Annotated in this window: 18 protein-coding genes; 7 read left to right on the top strand and 11 right to left on the bottom strand. The window is 66.3% G+C overall.

Features of this window, described 5'->3' with window-relative positions:
- Nucleotides 1–9: 9 nt before the first annotated feature.
- Entirely contained in the window at nt 10–1377 is a 1368-nt protein-coding gene (locus N2605_RS33900) for an MmgE/PrpD family protein (protein WP_260345105.1), read from the bottom strand.
- A 117-nt stretch (nt 1378–1494) separates the two neighbouring features.
- Between N2605_RS33900 and N2605_RS33895 the strand changes: the two genes are divergently transcribed.
- Entirely contained in the window at nt 1495–2610 is a 1116-nt protein-coding gene (locus tag N2605_RS33895; protein WP_036002665.1) for an FUSC family protein, read from the top strand.
- Nucleotides 2611–2919: 309 nt separating this feature from the next.
- Nucleotides 2920–3414 carry a septal ring lytic transglycosylase RlpA family protein gene (locus N2605_RS33890; protein ID WP_192893029.1) on the top strand — a complete coding sequence of 165 codons (495 nt, stop codon included), beginning with the start codon at nt 2920–2922 and terminating at the stop codon, nt 3412–3414.
- Between the two features lie 35 nt (nt 3415–3449).
- Here the strand turns inward: N2605_RS33890 and N2605_RS33885 are convergent, their stop codons facing one another.
- Both N2605_RS33885 and N2605_RS33880 read right to left on the bottom strand, forming a co-directional pair.
- Nucleotides 3450–3938: a DUF2867 domain-containing protein gene (locus N2605_RS33885; protein WP_036002662.1), complete on the bottom strand. Its 489-nt coding sequence runs from the start codon at nt 3936–3938 to the stop codon at nt 3450–3452.
- Nucleotides 3935–5335, bottom strand: a complete 1401-nt coding sequence (locus N2605_RS33880; RefSeq protein WP_260345104.1) for an MATE family efflux transporter — start codon at nt 5333–5335, stop codon at nt 3935–3937. The genes N2605_RS33885 and N2605_RS33880 overlap by 4 nt, the downstream gene beginning before the upstream one ends.
- 159 nt (nt 5336–5494) lie before the next feature.
- Between N2605_RS33880 and N2605_RS33875 the strand changes: the two genes are divergently transcribed.
- The 5 genes from N2605_RS33875 (at nt 5495) to N2605_RS33855 (ending at nt 8115) form a co-directional block, all read left to right on the top strand.
- Nucleotides 5495–6223: an outer membrane protein gene (locus tag N2605_RS33875; protein WP_260345103.1), complete on the top strand. Its 729-nt coding sequence runs from the start codon at nt 5495–5497 to the stop codon at nt 6221–6223.
- 43 nt (nt 6224–6266) lie between these two features.
- Nucleotides 6267–6869, top strand: coding sequence for an RNA polymerase sigma factor (locus tag N2605_RS33870; protein WP_311735384.1), 603 nt, complete (start codon nt 6267–6269; stop codon nt 6867–6869).
- Nucleotides 6866–7294 carry a hypothetical protein gene (locus N2605_RS33865; RefSeq protein ID WP_260345102.1) on the top strand — a complete coding sequence of 143 codons (429 nt, stop codon included), beginning with the start codon at nt 6866–6868 and terminating at the stop codon, nt 7292–7294. The genes N2605_RS33870 and N2605_RS33865 overlap by 4 nt, the downstream gene beginning before the upstream one ends.
- Nucleotides 7291–7734 (top strand): periplasmic heavy metal sensor, encoded by a 444-nt coding sequence (locus N2605_RS33860; protein WP_260345101.1) that lies wholly within the window; start codon nt 7291–7293, stop codon nt 7732–7734. The genes N2605_RS33865 and N2605_RS33860 overlap by 4 nt, the downstream gene beginning before the upstream one ends.
- Nucleotides 7735–7812: 78 nt before the next feature.
- Nucleotides 7813–8115 (top strand): hypothetical protein, encoded by a 303-nt coding sequence (locus tag N2605_RS33855; RefSeq protein ID WP_036002645.1) that lies wholly within the window; start codon nt 7813–7815, stop codon nt 8113–8115.
- A gap of 6 nt (nt 8116–8121) precedes the next feature.
- Here N2605_RS33855 and murA read toward each other — a convergent pair whose 3' ends face one another.
- The 8 genes from murA to dnaA form a co-directional block, all read right to left on the bottom strand.
- Complete coding sequence (gene murA / locus N2605_RS33850) at nt 8122–9414, bottom strand: UDP-N-acetylglucosamine 1-carboxyvinyltransferase (protein WP_036024088.1); 1293 nt, start codon at nt 9412–9414, stop codon at nt 8122–8124.
- Between the two features lie 129 nt (nt 9415–9543).
- Entirely contained in the window at nt 9544–10011 is a 468-nt protein-coding gene (locus tag N2605_RS33845; RefSeq protein WP_225134669.1) for a hypothetical protein, read from the bottom strand.
- Nucleotides 10012–10219: 208 nt separating this feature from the next.
- Entirely contained in the window at nt 10220–12655 is a 2436-nt protein-coding gene (gene gyrB, locus N2605_RS33840) for a DNA topoisomerase (ATP-hydrolyzing) subunit B (RefSeq protein ID WP_260345100.1), read from the bottom strand.
- A gap of 385 nt (nt 12656–13040) precedes the next feature.
- Nucleotides 13041–15203, bottom strand: coding sequence for a hypothetical protein (locus N2605_RS33835; protein WP_260345099.1), 2163 nt, complete (start codon nt 15201–15203; stop codon nt 13041–13043).
- 120 nt (nt 15204–15323) lie between these two features.
- Entirely contained in the window at nt 15324–16058 is a 735-nt protein-coding gene (locus tag N2605_RS33830; protein WP_260345098.1) for a hypothetical protein, read from the bottom strand.
- 108 nt (nt 16059–16166) lie between these two features.
- Nucleotides 16167–17303, bottom strand: a complete 1137-nt coding sequence (gene recF / locus N2605_RS33825; RefSeq protein ID WP_036002616.1) for a DNA replication/repair protein RecF — start codon at nt 17301–17303, stop codon at nt 16167–16169.
- A gap of 161 nt (nt 17304–17464) precedes the next feature.
- A complete protein-coding gene (gene dnaN / locus N2605_RS33820) occupies nt 17465–18583 on the bottom strand; it encodes a DNA polymerase III subunit beta (protein WP_036002613.1) in 1119 nt (372 codons plus the stop codon).
- Between the two features lie 259 nt (nt 18584–18842).
- On the bottom strand, nt 18843–20252 hold the full coding sequence (gene dnaA, locus N2605_RS33815) for a chromosomal replication initiator protein DnaA (protein WP_036002610.1): 1410 nt from the start codon (nt 20250–20252) through the stop codon (nt 18843–18845).
- Between the last annotated feature and the right edge of the window lie 28 nt (nt 20253–20280).

The following is a 20280-nucleotide window of genomic DNA, read 5'->3' as shown; positions in this document are numbered from 1 at the left end:
GCGGTGAACTTACCTCCCCAATTCCGTTGCCTGCGCTACGCGGTCGAACCGCTCCAGCGTCATGATCGCATCCGCGAACTTTTCCGCGCGCGCGTTCAGCACGGGGCGGGCCAATGTCAAAAATTTCTGCTGCATCGCCTGTGTATCCGGGAACGAGGTCGGCTCTCCGGACGGATCGGCGTAGAGCCGCTCGTGCACGCCGTCGTCCGTGGTGATGCTCACGCGCGCGCCGAAGGGATGAGTGCGGCCGATCTCGAGCCGGTCGTCCTGCACCACGTCGAACTTGTCGGCGAGCGCGTCGATGGCGGCATCGCCGAGCCGGTTGTAATCGTCCCAGCCGAATGAACCCTGGTCGAGTGCGAGCGCGCCGGTGAAGAACATCGAGAACTGGCCGCCGACGATCGAGCGCGGGTGCCGCTTGGTCGCGGCGTCGCCGGTCAGCGTGATGCCGTTGCGGTGCAGGCCGATCTCGACGCGCTTGACCTGCTCCGGCGTCAGATTGTGCTCGCGCCGCATCGCGATCAGCGCGTCGATCGCGGCATGGGTGTAGCGGCAGCTCGGATAGGGCTTCACGCCGATCTTCATCGTTTCATAGGTCTTGCCGAGCTCGGCCACCGCCTTGCCCGGATGCGCATCGTCGGTGTAGCCGGCGAGCAGGCCGTGCTTGCCCTCGACCGATTCCGTCGCACCGACGAAATCGTTGCGCGCGAGCGTCGCGGCGATCACCCCGTTCATCGCGGCGGCGCCGACCTGGTAGCGCTTGTTCCAGGCGCCGTTGACCAGAAATTGCAGCGAGCCCGCGGCCTGGCTGCCGGAGACGCCAAACGCGGCAATCAGCTGCTTCTCGCTCAGGCCGAACAGCTTGCCCGCCGCCGCGGCCGCGCCATAGGTGCCGGCCGTCGCCGTCGGGTGGAAGCCGCGCGCGTAATGCGAGGTCGGATCGAGCGCATTGCCGAGGCGGCAGCAGACCTCGTAGCCAGCAACGATCGCCGTGAGCACGTCGCGCCCGGAGGCGCCGACCATCTCGCCGACAGCGAAGGCGGCCGGCACCACCGGTGCGCTCGGATGCAGCGAGGAATCGGCATGGGTGTCGTCGAAATCGAGGGAGTGGCCGAGCGCGCCGTTGAGCAGCGCCGCGACCGCCGGCGTCCAGGTCTTGGCATCACCGAACACGGTGGACTCGCCCTTGGTGTCGAGCGCCAGCGCCTCCAGCATCTTCAGCATCGACGGGGTCGATTCCGCCTCGCGTCGCGCCCTGATGGCGCTGCCGAGGAAGTCCAGCGTCAGGACCTTGGCGCGCTCCAGCACCTCCGCCGGAATATCCTGGTACTTGAGATTGAAGACATAGGCGGCGAGCGTTGCGGTTTCGTGAGCCATCGTGTTTCCTCGATTTGGCGCGCAAGTTAGGCGGGCTGATTTGGCCTTTCAAGCGGCCTTGCGTCGGCGGGGATCAGCCATGCTTTTGCTTAGGCGAAAAGGATCGGGATATTCCGCATGACGCGCGCAAGGCAGCTGTTCGACCGGATTCGAGCGCGGCGGACGCAATTGGGGCTGGCGATCCGGGTCACGGTCGCCGCGACAGCGGCCTATGCGATCGCGACCGCGCTGCATCTGCTGCTGCCGCTCTGGGCGGTGCTGACCTCGCTGATCGTGACCCAGATGAGCGTCGGCCGCTCGCTGAAGGCGACACGCGACTACATGCTCGGCACCATCGGCGGAGCCCTCTATGGCGGCGCCATCGCCATCCTGATTCCCTATTCCAGCGAGGCGGGCCTGCTCGGCCTGCTGGTCCTCTCCGTCGCCCCGCTCGCCTTCATCGCCGCGATCAATCCGAGCCTCAGCGCCGCCACGGTCACCGCCGTGATCGTGCTCCTGGTTCCGACCCTGCATCATGCCGATCCCCTGACCTCGGCGATCGATCGGGTCAGCGAGGTCGGCGTCGGTGCCGTCACGGGATTGCTGGTCTCCTTCCTGGTGCTGCCCTCGCGCGCGGTGCGGCAGATCCGCGCCAGCGCGGCGGTTCTGCTCGAATTGATCGCCGATGCCCTCGCCGAGCTGCTGGCAGGCCTCACGCGCGGCCGCGACAACGACGCGCTGCACCGGATCCAGGACGGAATCGGCACCGCGATGGTCAATCTGAATGCGATCGGCTCCGAAGCCGAGCGTGAGCGCGCGGCGCGCTTGTCGAGCGGTCCGGACACCGGCCCATTGCTGCGAACGATCCTGCGGCTGCGCCATGACGTCGTGATGATCGGCCGCGCCACGGTGGTGCCGCTGCCGGTGGAAGTGCAATTGCGGCTGGCAGCGCCCCTGTCGGAAGTGTCGACCGTGATCGCCCGCTTCCTCCGCTCGGCCGCTGGCGCCTTGCGCGAGGGCGCCGGCGCGCCGCCGATCCATCCCGTCCATGTCGCGCTCCAGCACTATGCCGAGGCGGTCGCGTCCGTCCGTCAGGATGGCCTGATCCGCGGCCACGCGAGCGACACAGCCGAGCGCTTCTTCGCGCTCGGCTTCTCCCTGGAGCAGATGCACCAGAATCTCGGCGACCTCGACCGCGTCGTCGGCGAATGGTCGGAGGCCTCAACAGATAAAACCGCACGCGTTGCGGAGTGAGTTCGGGCGCGTCGTCGTCAACGTCGGCTTTCGACAGTAATGCGCGTGTGCGCGCGGCGGTGATCGGCGGTCTGCGGCTCTGAGCCGCTCCACGCACAAGGTTCCATCGGGTCATGTTGCTGACGCATTCTCTGTTTTAATCGGCGGCAAGCTAAACACGACGTGAGACCACTCCGGTTCTCACAACGGTTCCGTAGCCAGGGGTTGGCTCGAATCCGCAAAACGTTCGGCAAGTTCATGAGCGCTGCTGCGTTCGCTTGACCACGTTTGCGGTTCTGGAACCGGACAATCTAAAAAATCACAGGACTCATGATGCTCTTCCGCTCGAGCGCCGCAGTTTGCGGCGCCCTGGTTACGCTTGCCTTCTCTGTTGCCGTTGCTCGAAGTGAAACGCGTGGGGATCACTCAAGTGCCGTCGTCGATGCCGCCTCGGGCGATGCGATTATTGGCGCGGCGTCCACCTATAATCCGTTCAAGCCCGGCAAGGAGGAGGGCGGTCCGCAGACGGCTTCCGGCGAACGTTATGATCCCTCCGCCTGGACGGCTGCCATCAAGACGAGCCTGCGCCGGAAATTCGGTGGGGTCGGATTCGGCGCGAGGCCGAAATATGCTCTCGTCGAGGCCGTGGGCAAGAAGGTCATCGTCAAGATAAACGACGTGGGACCACTAAGACCTGGCCGCATCATCGACCTCAATGAGCGAACGATGCGCCATTTCGATCCGAGCATGGACCTCGGTGTCATTCCTGACGTGAAAGTCAGTCCGCTCGCTGGCGACAATTGGACTGCAGGGCCGGTGGGCTGAACAGGGCGTGTTCGTTCAATGTCGGCCCGCACAGTTCATCGGGCCGTCTCCACGATGCGTCCCATCATGTTGCGAACCACGAGCTTGTGGAAGGGCATGATCAGCGCAAGATAGGTCCGGCCGAGCAGGTTGTGCGTGCGCACCAGCGTGGTCGAGGTCACCTGCCGGCGCGCGGCATTGCCTGAAACGTCGACCACGATGCGGAAATCGAGGTGCGAATCATCGAAGCCCGCGACCAGCTGCTCCGGCGTCTCGCTCAGCACCGGAAACAGGCCGATCATGCCGCCCGGCGCCGGGGCGCCTTCGCCCGATGTCTTCAGCCCGAACGGCCTCACCAGAATGTTGCGCAGGCGCAGCAGTGCGTCGATCCAGCGCGGCCCGTGCAGCACCATCCTGGTGCAGGCTTCGCGGGCATTCACCGCCGCGGCGCCGATGTCCACGCAAAACGCGTCGATGAACTGCGCGCCGGCGAGCAGCGCATCGGCATCGACTTCAGGCGCGACTTCGCGGACCGTCCCGATCATCCCGCCATTTTGCGCGTCAGCATCCGGAAGCGCAAGATCAGGAGCCCGGCATAGACGAACGTGCCGATCGAGAATCCGATCCAGACGCCGATCGCGCCCAGCCCTGTGTGGAACGCCAGCAACCAGCCGATGGGAAAAGAGACGCTCCAATAGCCGATCGCGGCGAACAGCAGGGTCATCTTGGTGTCGTTGATGCCGCGCAGCGCGCCGCCCATGATGGTCTGCAGGCCGTCGGCGATGAAGAAGCTGGCCCCGACCAGCAGCAGCGTTGCCGTCAGCTCGACGGTGACCGCACTTTCGCTGCCGGCGCCGAAGAACAGCCGGCCGAGCTGATAGCGACCGATCACGATGGCGATCGTCAGCGCGGAGACCAGCGCGAGGCCGAGCACGGCTGCGACGAGTCCTGCGCGCTTCACCGCCGCCGGATCCTTGCGGCCGAAGGCATGACCGACCCGCACGGTCGCCGCCATGCCGATGCCGAGCGGCACCATGAACAGCACGGCGGTGACCTGGAGCGCGATCTGGTGCGCGGCAATCGCGCTGGTCGAGATCAGGCCCATCAGCAGCGCGGCCGAGGAGAACAGGCCATATTCCAGCAGCAGCGAAAACGAGATCGGCGCGCCGATCGCGATCAGCTGGCGCATCAGGGGCCAGTCGATCCGCCAGAGGTGGGCGAGCGGACGATAGTCCGCGAACGGCTTGCGCAGCCCGGCGATCGCGAGCGCGGCGAGGAAGGTGCCGAGATTGACCAGCGTGGTCGCAAGCCCCGCGCCGAACAGGCCGAGCTCGGGCAGGCCGAACAGGCCGTGGATCAGGGCATAGACCAGCGCGGCATTGACCGGGATCGCCGCCAGCGTGATCCACAGCGGCGCCTGCGGCCGGTTCACCGCACTCATCATGCTGCGCAGCGCGATGAATCCGAGCGCCGGTGCGATGCCCCAGGCAAGGCCGTTTAGATAGTGCTGCGCCAGCGCGGCCGAGTGCGGCGTTTGACCGAGCGCGAGCAAAATCTGCTCGCCATAGAGCGGCGAGGCCATCATCGGCAGCGAAATCAGCAGCGCGGCCCACAGACCGACGCGCAAGGAGCGCCGAATGCGCCTGACGTCGCCGGCGCCGAACGCCTGCGCCGCCAGCGGCGACACTGCGGACGTCAATCCGAGCCCGAACGTGAAGCTGACGAAATAGACCGTATGGGCCAGCGCCGCCGCGGCCACCGCCTCCTCGCCGAGCCGCCCGATCATCGCAAGATCGGTCGTGATCATCGCGATCTGGCCGAGCTGCGTCAGCATCAGCGGCACGGCGAGGCGCAGCGTCTCGATGAATTCTTCGGCAAGATGGTTCTGCCGTGCGTCCAGGCGTGCCCGGTACCGCCGTTTGGTATCCAAAAGCTCGGTCATGCCGGGGACATAGCAGCCTCGATCGGCGAAGTAACGGCAAAGAAATGTGAGGGCGGGTGCCGCTGAAAAAAGGCGGGGGCTCAGGCGAAGGAAAGGTCGGGTTGCACCGTATTCGTCATGTGCGGCGAATCTGGGCCGGTCTCACATTGGGAATTGAGTATGATAACGAGATTTAGACTGACGTTCGCCGTACTGTTCATCGGTTCTGCCATCCTGGGTGCCGGCGCCGCTGCAGCGGCCGACCTGAGGCTGCCCGCAGCACCGCCGGCGCAGGCGGCGTCGGCAGCCCTGCTGAGCTGGGCGGGGCCCTATTTCGGCGTTCAGGCCGGCTATCTTTCGGGCCGCTCCGAGATCTGGCTGCCCGCGACGGGTGAATTCCACTTTGTCGATCCGAAGGGCGCGATCGTCGGTGCAACGGCGGGCTTCTCGGCGCAATGGGGCCGGATCGTCGCCGGGCTCGAGGGCGACGTGAACTTCGTCGATGCGCGCACGACGATCGATACCGGCTTTGCGCCTACCCCCGCGGTCACGCAGCTTCAATCCGCGGTCAATTGGAACAGCCATCTGCGTGGACGGATCGGCTATGCTTTCGACCGCACGCTGCTGTTCGCCGCCGGTGGCCTTGCCGTCGCGGGCGTCGAGAGCAAGGCGTTCGACAATGGGATCGGGGCCGTTGCGAGCTGGAGCGATACACCGATCGGCTGGTCGGTCGGAGCGGGCGGGGAATTCCGCTTCGCACCGCAGGCCTCGGTCCGGCTCGAATATCTCTATGACAATTACGGCTCGAAGACGCTGGCCGCCCAGACGGTCGGCCCGACGACCTTCGGCGCGCGCGAGTCCCGGCTCGACACGCACACGCTGCGAGCCGGAGTCTATTGGCGCTTTTGATGCTCGGTTGGAGGCGGCTATCGCCTGGTAGGATCGGTTCGCAATTCTCGACTACGATGTCCGCAGGCCAGAGCAACAGATCGATGTGATGGAAGAGCCATCGGACGAGGCCTTGATGGCGGAGGTTTCGGCGCAGCGGCAGCATGCGTTTCGCGTCCTCATGCGGCGCCATATGCCTCGGGCGCTGCGGGTCGCGGAGCGGATCGTGCGCGACCCGGCCGAGGCCGACGATATCGGCCAGGAGGCGTTCATGCGGGTCTGGACGCACGCAGCCTCGTTCGATCCGCAGGTTGCGAAGTTTACGACCTGGCTCTACCGCATCGTCCTCAACCTGACCTTCGATCGCACGCGGCGGCGAACGTTCCTGCCGCTCGAAGACGCCGGCGACGTACCCGACATGGGACCGCACGCCGTCGAGCGGCTGATCGCGGATGAGGAGCTCAGTCTTCTCAACCGCGCGATGGCCGGCCTGTCGGACCGGCAACGCGGTGCGATCGCCCTCTTCCACATGGAGGGATTGAGCGGTGAGGAAGCGGCGAACGCGATGAATCTCAGCGCCAAGGCGTTCGAATCGCTGCTGGGCCGCGCCCGCACGGCGCTGAAGGCAAACGTCCAGAAAATACAGGAGACAGGGAGCTACGCATGACGCCGGATCAGTTCAGACGATTGGCCGAGACATGGGGAGGCGATGTCGAGCGTTGGCCCGCGGCAACGCGCGAGGCCGCGCGGCGATTTGCGGCAAGTGCGGAAGGCGCGGCCGTCCTGGATGAGCAGGGACGGCTCGATCGCCTGCTCGCGGTGGCCCCGGAGATCGACGAGGCGAGGGCGGATCGTTCGAGCCTGCTCGTCCTGCAGCGGCTCGCCGCGGTCCCGCAGCAGCATCGGCCGGCATGGTATCGACGCCTGCTGCGCTGGCCCACGCTCGTTCCCGCCGCAAGTCTCGCCTGCTCCGCGATCGTCGGCGTGTGGCTGGCGGGGGCGATGCCCTATGTCCATTCGGCGTCGGACCCGTTGTCCCTCATGAGCGGCGTCTTCGACGTCTACTCAATCGGTTTGGGATCGGTGCAATGAAGTTCTGGCGAGAATGGTCCACTCCCTGGCGTGCGCTCATGCTGCTGTCGCTGTGCGTCAACGTCGTCCTGTTCACCTATGTCTCGGCGCAATGGCTGCTGCCCGGCGGCTTTCGACCGGGCGCGGTCGTGCCGCTCCGCATGATCGAGCGCGTTGCGGAGAGACTTCCGGCGGAAGACGCGGAGATCCTGTGGAGCATCTATCGCGGCAAGGAGGCGGAGCTGGCCCCGCTCCAGGCCGAGTACCGGCTCGCGCTGATGAAGGCGATGAAAACGGCTGCGCAGACGAATCTCGACAAGGCCGAGCTGGAAGCAGCCGTGAAGGATGCCCGCGACAAGCGCGTGAAGATTGGCGACCTCGTCGTCGCGACCTTCGTCGAGATGCTGGAACGAATTTCAGCGAAAGGACGCCGACAACTCGTCGGCGGCTATTTTCGCTGAGCCGCGCAGAGTGCACGAGGGATTCGGCCCGTCCAGGCGTATCACCTACATCGATGTCTGCGAATTGATGGAGGTGACATGGTGCAACGATTTGGCCGGACGGCAAGCGGACCGGTGGTGAGGTTCTCGCATCGGACGGCCGTCTACGTGCGTGCGGGTCTTGCGGCCGCGAGTCTGGTCGCACTTCTCGTGCTGTTTCTTTCGCAAGCCTCCGCAGGCGATGCGCGGAGTGAGGCGAAGCAGGCCTGCAAGGCAGACTATTCACGGTTCTGCGCCGGCACCATGCCCGGGGGCGGCCGCATCCGCAAATGCCTCGGCGACAATTACGCGAGCTTGTCCGCGGCCTGCAAACAGGCCTTCGACGCGAATCCGCCAAAATAGAACAGGTTAGCTCCGCTCCGGTACGCGCTTGATCTTCGCACCAAGCGCGTTCAGCCGCTCCTCGATGCGCTCATAGCCGCGCTCGATCTGGTCGGCGTTGTTGATGGTCGAGGTGCCCTCGGCGCAGACGGCCGCGAGCAGCATCGCCATGCCGGCGCGGATATCGGGCGAGGTCATCGTCGCGCCGTGCAGGCGGCTGGGGCCGGCGATGATGGCGCGGTGCGGGTCGCACAGCACGATGCGCGCGCCCATCGCGATCAGCTTGTCGACGAAGAACATCCTGGATTCGAACATCTTCTCGAACATCAGGATCACGCCCTCGCATTGCGTGGCGGTGACAATGGCGATCGACATCAGGTCGGCCGGGAAGGCCGGCCAGGGCTGGTCCTCCAGCTTCGGCACATGGCCGCCGAAATCGTCCTGGATCTTCAATGTCTGGTTGGAAGGCACGATGAGATCGTCGCCCTCGATGCGGCAGACGATGCCGAGCCGCTCGAAGCCCATACGGATCGAGCGCAGATGCTCGACGCCCGCGCGCGCGATGCGCAAGGGCGAGCGCGTCACCGCGGCGAGCCCGATCAGCGAGCCGACCTCGATGTGGTCGGGCTGGATTCGGTACGTCGTCCCGCCGAGCGTCGCTTGACCATGGATGATCATGGTGTTGGTGCCGATGCCTTCGATCCTGGCGCCGAGCGCAACCAGGAAATTGGCGAGGTCCTGCACATGCGGCTCGGAGGCCGCGTTGCGCAAATAGGTGATGCCGTCGGCGGCGACCGCCGCGACCAGCGCGTTCTCGGTGGCGGTGACGCTCGGCTCGTCCAGGAACACGTCCGCGCCCGCGAGCTTTGGCGCGCGGAATTCGAGCCGATCGGTCGCGGTGACCTTGGCGCCGAGCTGCTCCAGCGCGAGCACATGCGTGTCCAGTCGCCGGCGGCCGATGACGTCGCCGCCCGGCGGCGGCAGCATCACCTCGCCGCAGCGGGCGAGCAGCGGCCCGGCGAGCAGGATCGAGGCGCGAATGCGCACGCACAGCTCGGGGTCGAGGTCGGCGGCGCGGATGCTCTTGGCGTGGATGTGAAGCGTGTTGCGCGCGGACCATTCGGCCGACGCGCCGACCGAGCGGACCAGCTCGACCAGCGTCTCGGTGTCGCGGATCCGCGGCACGTTCTCCAGCACGACCGGATGCTCGGTCAGCAGCGCGGCGGCGATGATCGGCAACGCCGAGTTCTTATTGCCGGACGGCTCGATCGAGCCCGAGAGCCGGTGACCGCCCTCGACGATGTATTGGATGGGCGCCACGGGGTTCTCGCTGTCCTGTTGAGTGGGAGGGCCTGTTTCGGGCGGAAACTACAGAGATTTGAGCGCGGGAGCAATTGTGCCGGCTGGGACCCGCACACGTCCGTCCGTCGCTTGTGGCAGGACCCGCCCTCAGAACAACCCGATGATACTCCCGACCACATAGAGGAACGCGATCAGGATCAGGACGCCCATCAGGAAGAAGGAGATTTCGATGGCGATGGCGCCGGTGCCGAGTGCGGCGGCGACAGCGGCAAGGAGCCGTTCCTCCCGAAAGATCAGCGAGAGCACCGACAGCAGGATGGCGAGCAGGCCGAGCGAGATCGCCGTGACCGATGCGATATCACGCCAGCTTCTTCCAGCCGACTTCTCGAGGTCCGGAGCCTTGAACTCCACGCCCTTCACCTTCGCGACGATGCGGTCCTTGATGCGATGTCCGGTATCGACGATCACCTTGTCCGCCGGCGGCGGCGGAAACACCATCGGCACGACCCAATGCGGCAGCACCGCCGCTATCAGCGCCAGCACGCCGACGATGCTGCCGATGATGCCGAGGCGACGCGAGGGCGCGGCGGAGCTGGTCGTTGCAGAGGCGGTCATGGCGCGACACTTCCCGGCCGGAATTGGCCTTGCGGGGGCATGCCGTTTCGTCGCGATGGCGGGTGGGGAGGTTCAGGGCCGGATTGGTGCTGCCGTCATGCCAGGGCTTGTCCAGGCTTGTCCCGGGCATCCACGTTCTTTGTTCCGCGGGGCAAGACGTGGATGGCCGGGACAAGCCCGGCCATGACGCCGCGGAAGCAGCGAGCCCTCAAATATCGATCGTCGCGCTCAGCGAATGTTCCTGAATGAAATCGCGGCGCGGCTCGACGACGTCGCCCATCAGCTTGGTGAAGATGTCGTCGGCCTCGTCGACCTCCTTGACCTTCACCTGGAGCAGCGAGCGTGCCTCGGTGTCGAGCGTCGTTTCCCAGAGCTGCTCCGGGTTCATCTCGCCGAGGCCTTTATAGCGCTGCAGGCTGATGCCCTTGCGACCCGAATCGGTCACGGCCTCGAACAGATCGACCGGGCCGTGGACCACGTGCTCGGAATCCTTGCGCCGCAGCTTGCCGGAGCGGGCGTAAACGTCCTGGAGCTTGGTCGTGTATTCGTCGAGCTTGCGCGCCTCGGCCGAGCCAAGCAGCGCATCGTCGATGACGGCGGCTTCCTTGACGCCGCGCACGGTGCGCTCGAACAGGAAGCCCTGGCCCTCGATGAATTGTCCGACCCAGCCGCGCTCGACCTCCTCGGCCTGGTTGTCCAGCCGGCTCGCGATGTATTGCGCGGCGGCCGCCGCCTTCTCGGGATCGCCGTAGATCTCCTTGTTCAGCACGCCGGTGATCGCGGCCTGCTCGACCACCTTGCGATTATAGCGGCCGTGCAGGTTGCGCAGGACGCTGCGGACTACGCGGGCGTCGTCGACCAGCGCGCGCAGATCGCGCCCGGAGCGGTCGCCGCCGGTGCCGGGGATGTACACGCAATCATCGAGGCCGGCGTCGATGAGATAGTCTTCCAGCGCCCGCTCGTCCTTCAGGTACTGCTCGGACTTGCCGCGTGAGACCTTATAGAGCGGCGGCTGGGCGATATAGAGATAGCCGCCATCGATGATGTCGCGCATCTGCCGGTAGAAGAACGTCAGCAGCAGCGTGCGGATGTGGGCGCCGTCGACGTCGGCGTCCGTCATCACGATGATCTTGTGATAGCGCAGCTTCTCGACCGAGAACTCGTCGCTGATGCCGGTGCCGAGCGCGGTGATCAGCGTGCCGATCTGCTCTGACGACAGCATCTTGTCGGGACGCACACGCTCGACGTTCAGGATCTTGCCGCGGAGCGGCAAGACGGCCTGGAACTCGCGGTTGCGGCCCTGCTTGGCGCTGCCGCCTGCCGAGTCGCCCTCGACGATGAAGAGCTCGGACTTGGCCGGATCCTTTTCCTGGCAGTCGGCGAGCTTGCCCGGCAGCGAGGAGACCGAGAGCGGGCTCTTGCGCGTCAGCTCGCGCGCTTTTCGCGCAGCTTCACGGGCCGCCGCGGCCTGAATCACCTTGCCGACGATCATCTTGGCTTCGCTCGGGTGCTCCTCGAACCAGGCGGCAAGCGCCTCGTTAAGGACGTTCTCGACCACGGGGCGCACTTCCGAGGACACCAGCTTGTCCTTGGTTTGCGACGAAAACTTCGGATCGGGCACCTTCACCGAGAGAACGGCGGTGAGCCCTTCGCGGCAATCGTCGCCGGTCAGCGCGATCTTTTCCTTCTTGGCATTGGCCTCGGCATAGCCGTTGACCTGGCGCGTCAGCGCGCCGCGGAAGCCGGCGAGATGGGTGCCCCCGTCGCGTTGCGGGATGTTGTTGGTGAAGCACAGCACGTTCTCGTGGTAGCTATCGTTCCACCACAAAGCGGCCTCGACGCCGATGCCGTTGGCTTCCGAGCGCACCATGATCGGCGCCGGCACCAGGGCCTTCTTGTTGCGGTCGAGATATTTGACGAACTCCTCGACGCCGCCGGAATAGAACATCTCCTCGCGCTTCTCGACCGCGTGGCGCATGTCGGAGAGCACGATGTTGACGCCGGAATTGAGGAAGGCGAGCTCGCGCAGCCGATGCTCGAGCGTGGCGAAGTCGTATTCGATGTTCTTGAAGGTCTCGGTCGAGGCCAGGAACGTCACCTCGGTGCCGCGCTTGCCCGGGGCATCGCCGACGACCTTGAGCGGTGCCACGGCATCGCCGTGGGCGAACTCGATATAGTGCTCCTTGTTGTCGCGCCAGATGCGCAAGCCGAGCTTGCTCGACAGCGCGTTGACGACGGAGACGCCGACGCCGTGCAGGCCGCCGGAGACCTTGTAGGAGTTCTGGTCGAACTTACCGCCGGCGTGCAGCTGGGTCATGATGACCTCGGCCGCCGAGATGCCTTCGCCCTTGTGGATGTCGACGGGAATGCCGCGGCCGTCGTCGCGCACGGTGACGGAATTATCCGCGTTGAGGATCACCTCGACGCGCGAGGCATGGCCGGCGAGCGCTTCGTCGATGGCGTTATCGACGACCTCGTAGACCATGTGGTGCAGGCCCGAGCCGTCGTCGGTGTCGCCGATATACATGCCCGGGCGCTTGCGGACGGCATCGAGTCCCTTGAGCACGCGGATCGATTCCGCGCCGTAATCGCTCGCGTTGGAGGGCTCGTTTTCGGCAGCGTGCTGCCGAGCAGGTTCTGTCATGAGAGGCCTTCGAGATGTCGCCCGAATCAGCGGCGCAAAGGCGCTGATTTGCGGGGCTATTTGTGCCATGAAAGACCGCTTGCGCCTAGCGCAAAGTATCCTCCGGCAACCCTTTGAGCAGATAGGGTTTTTCGGCCGGCTTTCAAGGCGCCGGAGGGCCGATTCTGGGCGCCGCAAAAAGCCCGATTCGAGGGCAGTTTTTTGCCTCGAAAAGCCGTGGATTTTGCGGGGCCAGGAAGAGTGGTTTTGGGGCACCTGAACTGATTCATCGATCGCCGTCATGCCCGGCCTTGTCCTGGCATCCACGTTCTTGGCGTCGCGGAAGACGTGGATGGCCGGGACAAGCCCGGCCATGACGATACCGCGAATCTGAAAGCGTGCAGCCTCAATACATCTGCAGCGGCAGCACGTCGCCGCTCGGGCCCACCAGAAGGCCCCAGGCCTCGCCGGCGGCAACGGTCAGGGACTCGCTACGCGCAGGGCGGCCGGGTAGGCGCAACGCGTATACGTATTTGCCGGGCGGCAAGTCGAGCATCGGGCCTTTCGGTGATTGCGGGCCGCCGACGCCGGCTGCGATCTTCACCGTCTGCTTGTTGATCGTCAGCGCGACCTCGTTCGCTGCCATGTTTCCGAGCATGAGCCGCGCTTGTCCCGCCTTCGGCATGATCTCGGCCTTGGCCGCGGCATCGGCATTCTTCTGCGCCAGGCTGACCGTGGTCTCGCCCTTGGCGCGGCCGAGCTTGAGCACGGCGGGACCTTGCGGCGAGGTGAAGTCGATCTGCGCGCGTTCTGCGGACGCGGCTGCGCCGTCGGTCTTCTCCTGCCAGCCCAGCTTTGCAAGCTCGGCCCGGTAGAAGGCGAGGACCTCGTCGAGCGAAGCGGGGATGCGGGCCTCGAGCTCGCGGCGGAGCGGCGCTTCGCCTCCGGGTATCTTGGTGGTGGCGAGCGATTTCGACGAACGCTGCGTCGGCACCGGCAGCGGGGACTCAGGATCGGGCTTGAGCGGCTCGGCGGATTTGGCCTGAACCTCCACCTCCGCGCCGGCCGCAGCCTTGGCCGCTTCGGTCACCAGGCCCGATCCGTCGGCGCGGACATTCACCTTCGGGCCCATCTGCATCACCGTCATCGAGATCGACTTGCCGCCCTTCGAGAACGCCATCACCGCCATGTTCGGCTGGTTGATGACGGAGGGCTGCTCCTTCCAGCCCGAGCTCTTCAGCGCGGTCCGATAGAAGCTGCTGAGCGCCTTCACGCTCGACGCCGAGGAGAATTCCAGGTGGCCGTCGCCGCCTTCGAACTTCACGGCTTCGGCGTTTTCGGGCAGCGGCACCGGCGTCTTGCTGTCAGCGAGCGCGGTGAGCGGGGCGTCCGACAGGGAGGCGGCCTGCGTCTTGCGCCTGATATCATCGGCCGCAATGAGCTGCTGAGCCGTACCCAAGGCATCGCTCAGGAACCTCGCGTCGGCCTCCTTCTTCGCCTTGGCGCGAGCGGCGAGCGCGGATTCCTTCACCTGCGCGGTCAGGCTGACCATGGTGAAATCATACTTGCGGCCGAGCCGCAGCACACCGGTTTCATCAGTGTTGGAAATCTTGATCGCCACCTCGTCGCCGGGCGCGAGCGGCGCGCGGCCGTCCTCCTGCCAGCCGCGCGCGGTGAGCTCGCGCTGGTAGAAGGCGAGCACGGCGGGCAGCTCGGCGATCGCGGCGGCCGAGATCTCGCGCTTGTTCGAGCTGGCGCTGCCGAGGCCCCGCGCAGATTTGGTCGGCTTCGGCCGCGGCAGGCCGGCCATATCGTCGTCGGCCTCGAGCACCTCCGGCAGCGCGAACGGCGCCACCCTGATCTCGACATTGGTGCGGCCATCGTCGCGGCGCGTCAGGGTCAGCATCACCGGCTTCTGGTAGATGTGCGTCGCGTCGCGATCGGGGTGGTCGTAGAAGACGCGAACGCCGTTCGGAACGGCTCCGGCAAGATCGGCGTTCGGCCAGCGCGATGCCGTATCAGGGTTAAGCTTGCGCCACCCCATCGCCGCCATGTCCTTGGTAAAGAATGCTGCGGTCGCATCGAGCGCGCCGGGCGCAATGCAGCTGAGATAGGGCCGGGTCTCGTCGAACACGAGATCGATCGCGCCTTCCGGAAAGGGCACGTTCGCATAGATCCGGTTCGGCGTGTAGAACACGGCGGACTGGTCGGGTCGCCCGCGCGCCTGTGTGAAGGAAACGCGCAGCCCCTGCCGTCCCTTCTTGAAGGTCAACGCTGCGCTTCTCTCATCCAGGGGATACACATAGGGCACCCAGCCGTCGGCGCTCAGCAGCTTCCTGGTCGCGTCCGACGTGGCGGCAAGCGGGGTCGGCACGGTGTAGATCACGCGATAGGTGTCGGGACGCGAAGTGTCCTCCACCGCACCGTCGAGCCGCGGCAGCGTATGGACGTCGACGATGCCATCGTCTGCCGCGCCGGCGGGACGCGAGGGGATCACTATCGCGAGAATGCCGCAGGCAAGCAGCAGCCATCGTGCCGGGACTTGCGCCCCGCGCCGGATCATCGGCATCGTCAAAAAACTCCTGGATGTCGCGCGGGTCGTCTTGCCCTTGCGCATTGGCGGGCTGCGGCGCCGTCGGCGCGGCCTCAGACGAGAAGTCGCGCCGGGAACCGGAGAGGTTCAACAGGCTCAGTACAGCTGCAACGGCGGCCAGGCGTCACCGTCGCGCCCGACCGTGAGCTCCCAGGTGTCGCCGGCGGCGACGGTGAGGATGTTCGTGGTGGCGGGTTGGCCCGGGACGCCCAGCCTGTACGAATATTCGCCCGGCGCGAGGTCCAGCGCGACGGCGTTCGCGCCGGCCGGGCGCGGGATGGTCCGCTCGTTGATGGTGAGGACCGCTTCCTTGTCGCCGATATTGCTGAACACGAGCTTCGCCTGGCCGGGCTCGGGCAGCACGTTCGCCTTCGTCGCCGTGTCCGCGTTCTTCTGCACCAGATGAACCGCGGTGCCGGAATCCTTGCGATCGAGCATCAGCGCGGCCGGCCCCAGCGGCGAGACGAAGGCGAGCCGGACGTGATCGGCGTTGATCACGGCGCCATCATGCTGCTCTTGCCAGCCGAGCTTGCGAAGCTCGGTCCGGTAGAAGGCGAGCACGTCGCTGAGCCCCGCGGGCACGGTGGCCTCCAGCCTGACGCGGAGCGGCGCGTCGACGCCCTGCATCAGCGTGGTGTGGATCCCTCTGTAAGTATAGCGGGTCGGTGCGGGCAGCTTGGCGTCGGAATCCAGCGTGAGCGTCGTCGGAAACAGATGCGGCAGCGAGGCACCAGCGCTGGCCGCGAGCATGCACATCGCAAGCAGGGCGAAGCCGCACGCAAACAACTGCCATCGTGCCGGGGCTTGCGCCCCATGCCTCACCGCCGTCATGCTCATGCTCCAAGGATGTCGCGCATGTCCGAGTGCTGCGCGATGGCCGCTTCTTGCGGCCTCAAGCAGCTAGTCGCGATCTGGAACAGGCGGGTTCAATGCGGCGGCCTAGCTGCGGGCCGAGACTCGTCCGCTCTCGACGTCAAACACTTCGCCCCCCGCGCCGATCTCGGCGAAGGCGGCAGGATCCGCACCGGTCAGCCACACCTGCGCGCCGAGCTTCTTCAGCTCATCGAACAGCGCCGCCCGGCGGTTCGGATCGAGATGCGCAACCACCTCGTCGAGCAGCAGCAGCGGCACGATCCCGGTCATCTCGGCGACCAGGCTCGCATGCGCCAGCACGAGGCCGATCAGCAGCGCCTTCTGCTCGCCGGTGGAGGCATCGCGCGCCGGCATGCTCTTGGGCGCGTAGATCACCTGGAGGTCGGTGAGATGCGGGCCGTCAGTGGTGCGGCCGGCGATCGCATCGCGCGGGCGGTTGTCGCGCAGGATCTGCCGGTAGCGGTCTTCGACCGACGTCGCGGTCTCCTCGAGCAGCGCGTTCTCCATCCAGCCGTCGAGCGCGATCTGAGCGGACGGAAATGCGGATGCCTGTGCGCGCGCGTTGAGCATGCCGGTGAGCCTTGCCGCGGTCTGGCCGCGCGTGGCCGCCACCGCGACGGCGAGCTCGGCCGTCTCGCGCTCGATCGCGTCGCACCAATGGTCGTCGTAATTGCGCGTCTCCAGCAGGCGGTTGCGCGAGCGCAACGAGCGCTCGAGCGCGTTGATGCGGCTGGAATGCTCGCTGTCGATGGCGAGCACGAGACGGTCGAAGAAGCGCCGCCGTTCGGACGCTGCGCCCATGAACAGCCCGTCCATGGCCGGCGTCAGCCACACCATGCGGATATGATCGCCGAAGGCGCTGGCCGAGCCCACCGGCTCGCGGTCGATGCGGCAGCGCCGGCTGACCGTGGTATCCGCGCGCGGCGCATCGATGCCGGTGCCGAGCGTCGCCAGCCCCAGCGCGCCCTCGACCTGCGCCGACACCGCCCAGGAGCCGTCGCCCTGGTTGTCGGCGACATCCTCCAGCGTCGCCCGGCGCAGGCCGCGGCCCGGCGACAGGAACGAGATCGCCTCGATGCAATTGGTCTTGCCCGCCCCGTTCGGTCCGACCAGCGCCACCAGATCAGCCGCCGTCTCGAGCCCCGCCGCCCGGTAATTGCGAAAATGCGTCAGCGTCAGCCGATGAATGCGGGAGGGGGTCATGAGATCCGTTTTCCGTCATGCCCGGCCTTGTGCCGGGCATCCACGTTCTTGGCTCCGAAGACGTGGATGGCCGGGACATAGGCGGAGCAAAGCGACGCCGTCCTTTCGGACGGCTACGCCGGCCATGACGATGTAGTGACAGGTGTGGATGCCGGTAGGTCTCACACCCGCATCGGCATCAGCACGTACAGCGCGCTCTTGTCGTCGCGGTCCTGCACCAGGGTCGGCGAGCCGGGGTCGGCGAGGCGGAGCGTGGCGACGTCGCCTTCGATCTGGGCGGCGATGTCGAGCAGATAGCGGGAGTTGAAGCCGATATCGAGCGCGTCGGAGGCGTATTCGACCTCGAGCTCTTCGGTCGCGCTGCCGGAATCCGGATTGGTCACCGACAGCACCAGCTTGCCCGCCGACAGCGACAATTTGACCGCGCGGCCGCGCTCGCTCGAAATCGTCGAGACGCGGTCGACCGCGTTCTCGAAATCCTTCTTGTCGACGACGAGCTCCTTGTCGTTGTTCTGCGGAATGACGCGGCCGTAATCGGGGAAGGTGCCGTCGATCAGCTTCGAGGTCAGCACGACGTTGCCGATGGTGAAGCGGATCTTGGCCTGCGACAGCTCGATCGTCATCTCGGCCTCGGTGTCCTCGATCAGGCGCTGCACCTCGCCGACCGTCTTGCGCGGCACGATCACGCCGGGCATGCCCTCGGCGCCCTTGGGCTGCACCAGGTCGAGCTGGGCGAGGCGGTGACCGTCGGTGGCGACACCGCGCAGGGTGGCGGCCTTTGGCGTGCCGGCGGCATGCAGATAGATGCCGTTGAGGTAATAGCGCGTCTCCTCGGTCGAGATCGCGAACTGGGTGCGGTCGATCAGCCGCTTGACGTCCTTGGCGGCGAGCGAGAACGAATGCGACATGTCGCCGGCGGCCAGATCCGGGAAATCGTTCTCCGGCAGCGTCTGCAGCGTGAAGCGCGAGCGGCCGGCGCGGATGGCGAGCACGGCGCGGTCGCCGTCGGCCTCCAGCACGATCTGCGAGCCGTCCGGCAGCTTGCGCACGATGTCGTAGAACATGTGCGCCGGCACGGTGGTGGAGCCCGCGGTCGCGGTTTCCGCCGGCAGCGTCTCGGTCACTTCGAGGTCGAGGTCGGTCGCCTTCAGCGACAATTTCGCGTTCTCGGCGCGCACCAGCACGTTGCCGAGAATCGGGATCGTGTTGCGGCGCTCGACCACGCGGTGGACATGGCCCAGCGACTTCAGCAGTTGTGCGCGTTCGACCGTAACCTTCATTGCACTACTCGCCCGATCCCTTAGGAAAACACAGCGTTGAGAAGGCCGGGCGGCGGGACGCGCGCCACGGCATCGAAGACCCCGACCGGCCGGATCATTCCTGCCGATATGACCAAAGCCGTCTGGGTCGCGCAAGGTGGCGCGGATGGCCCGCAGATTCAAGGCATTGGGGCCAGTTCCCCACGATTTACCGCCTCAAAACGAAGACCGCCGCCCAGGCAAGCCGGGGCGGCGGGAGCAGGGCGGGAGCCCTAGGCCTTTATTCCTGAAGCTGGCGCTTCAGCGATTCCACTTCCTCCGACAGCGCGGTGTCCTTGGAGACCAGCGCCTCGATCTTGCGCACCGCGTGCAGCACGGTGGTGTGGTCGCGCCCGCCGAAGCGGCGGCCGATCTCGGGCAGCGAGCGCAGCGTCAGCGTCTTGGCGAGATACATCGCCACCTGGCGCGGGCGCACCACGTTGGCGGTGCGGCGCGAGGACAAGAGGTCGGAGCGGCTGACATTATACTGCCGTGCCACCACGCGCTGGATGTCCTCGATCTTGATCCGCTTGGGCTCCTGCGGCCGCACCAGGTCGCGCACCTCGTGCTCGGCCATCTCCAGCGTCACCGGCCGGTTGTTGAGCTTGGAATGCGCCAGCAGCCGGTTGATCGCGCCTTCGAGGTCGCGGCCGTTATGGGTGATGGTGCGCGCCAGATAATGCAGCACCTCCTCGGGCACCTCGAACGTGGCGTGATGGGCGCGGGCGGCCGCGACGCGCGACTTCAGGATGCCGTGGCGCAGCTCCTCGCCGAGCGATCCCATCTCGACCACGAGCCCGCCGGCGAGCCGCGAGCGGACGCGATCGTCGAGGCTTTCCAGATCGGACGGCGGACGGTCGGCCGCGATCACGACCTGGCGGCCGGCGTCGATCAGCGCGTTCAGCGTGTGGCAGAACTCGGCCTGCGTCGACTTGCCCTGCAGGAACTGGAGGTCGTCGATGACAAGCACGTCGATGCCGCGCAGCGCTTCCTTGAAGGCCAGCGCCGTCTGCGTCTTCAGCGCGGCGACGAAGCCATACATGAATTTTTCGGCCGTGAGATACAGCACCTTGCGCTCGTTGCCGGAATTGCCGGCCCAGGTCACGGCCTGCAAGAGATGCGTCTTGCCGAGGCCGACGCCGGCATGGATGTAGAGCGGGTTGAACATCACGGGGTCGCCACGACGCCCTTCGGCGACCTGGCGCGCGGCCGCATGAGCCAGCGTGTTGGAGCGGCCGACGACGAAGCTGGCGAAGGTCAGGCGCGGATCGAGCGGCGAGCCGCCGAGTGCGTCGTGATTGGCCGAGACCGGCGCGGTCGCGGTCGAACGCAATTCCGGCGTCGGCGCGCGGCGCGCCTCGACCGGCGCGGGCGCTTCCTTCGGCTGCGCCGAGGGGCGCACGGCGGACCGCACCGTGAGGTCGATGCGATGCACTTCCGGCATCTCGGCCTGCCAGCACGACAGCACGCGCTCGGCATAATGGGCCTGAATCCAGCTCTTCAGGAATCGCGTCGGCACCGAGAGCCGCACGCTCTCGTCCTGCACGCCTTCCAGATCCATGCGCGCAAACCAGCTCGTGTAGACGTCCTCGCCAACGCTCGAGCGCAGCCGACCCTTCACGCGTGACCAGCGATCCTGTTCCATTGTCATCGTCAGAAAACTTCTCTTGAGAGATATA

This window comes from Bradyrhizobium yuanmingense (assembly GCF_025200905.1).
Lineage (GTDB): Bacteria > Pseudomonadota > Alphaproteobacteria > Rhizobiales > Xanthobacteraceae > Bradyrhizobium > Bradyrhizobium yuanmingense.
Note: the sequence above shows the minus strand (reverse complement) of the source record. Positions and strands in the feature narration are given on the sequence as shown.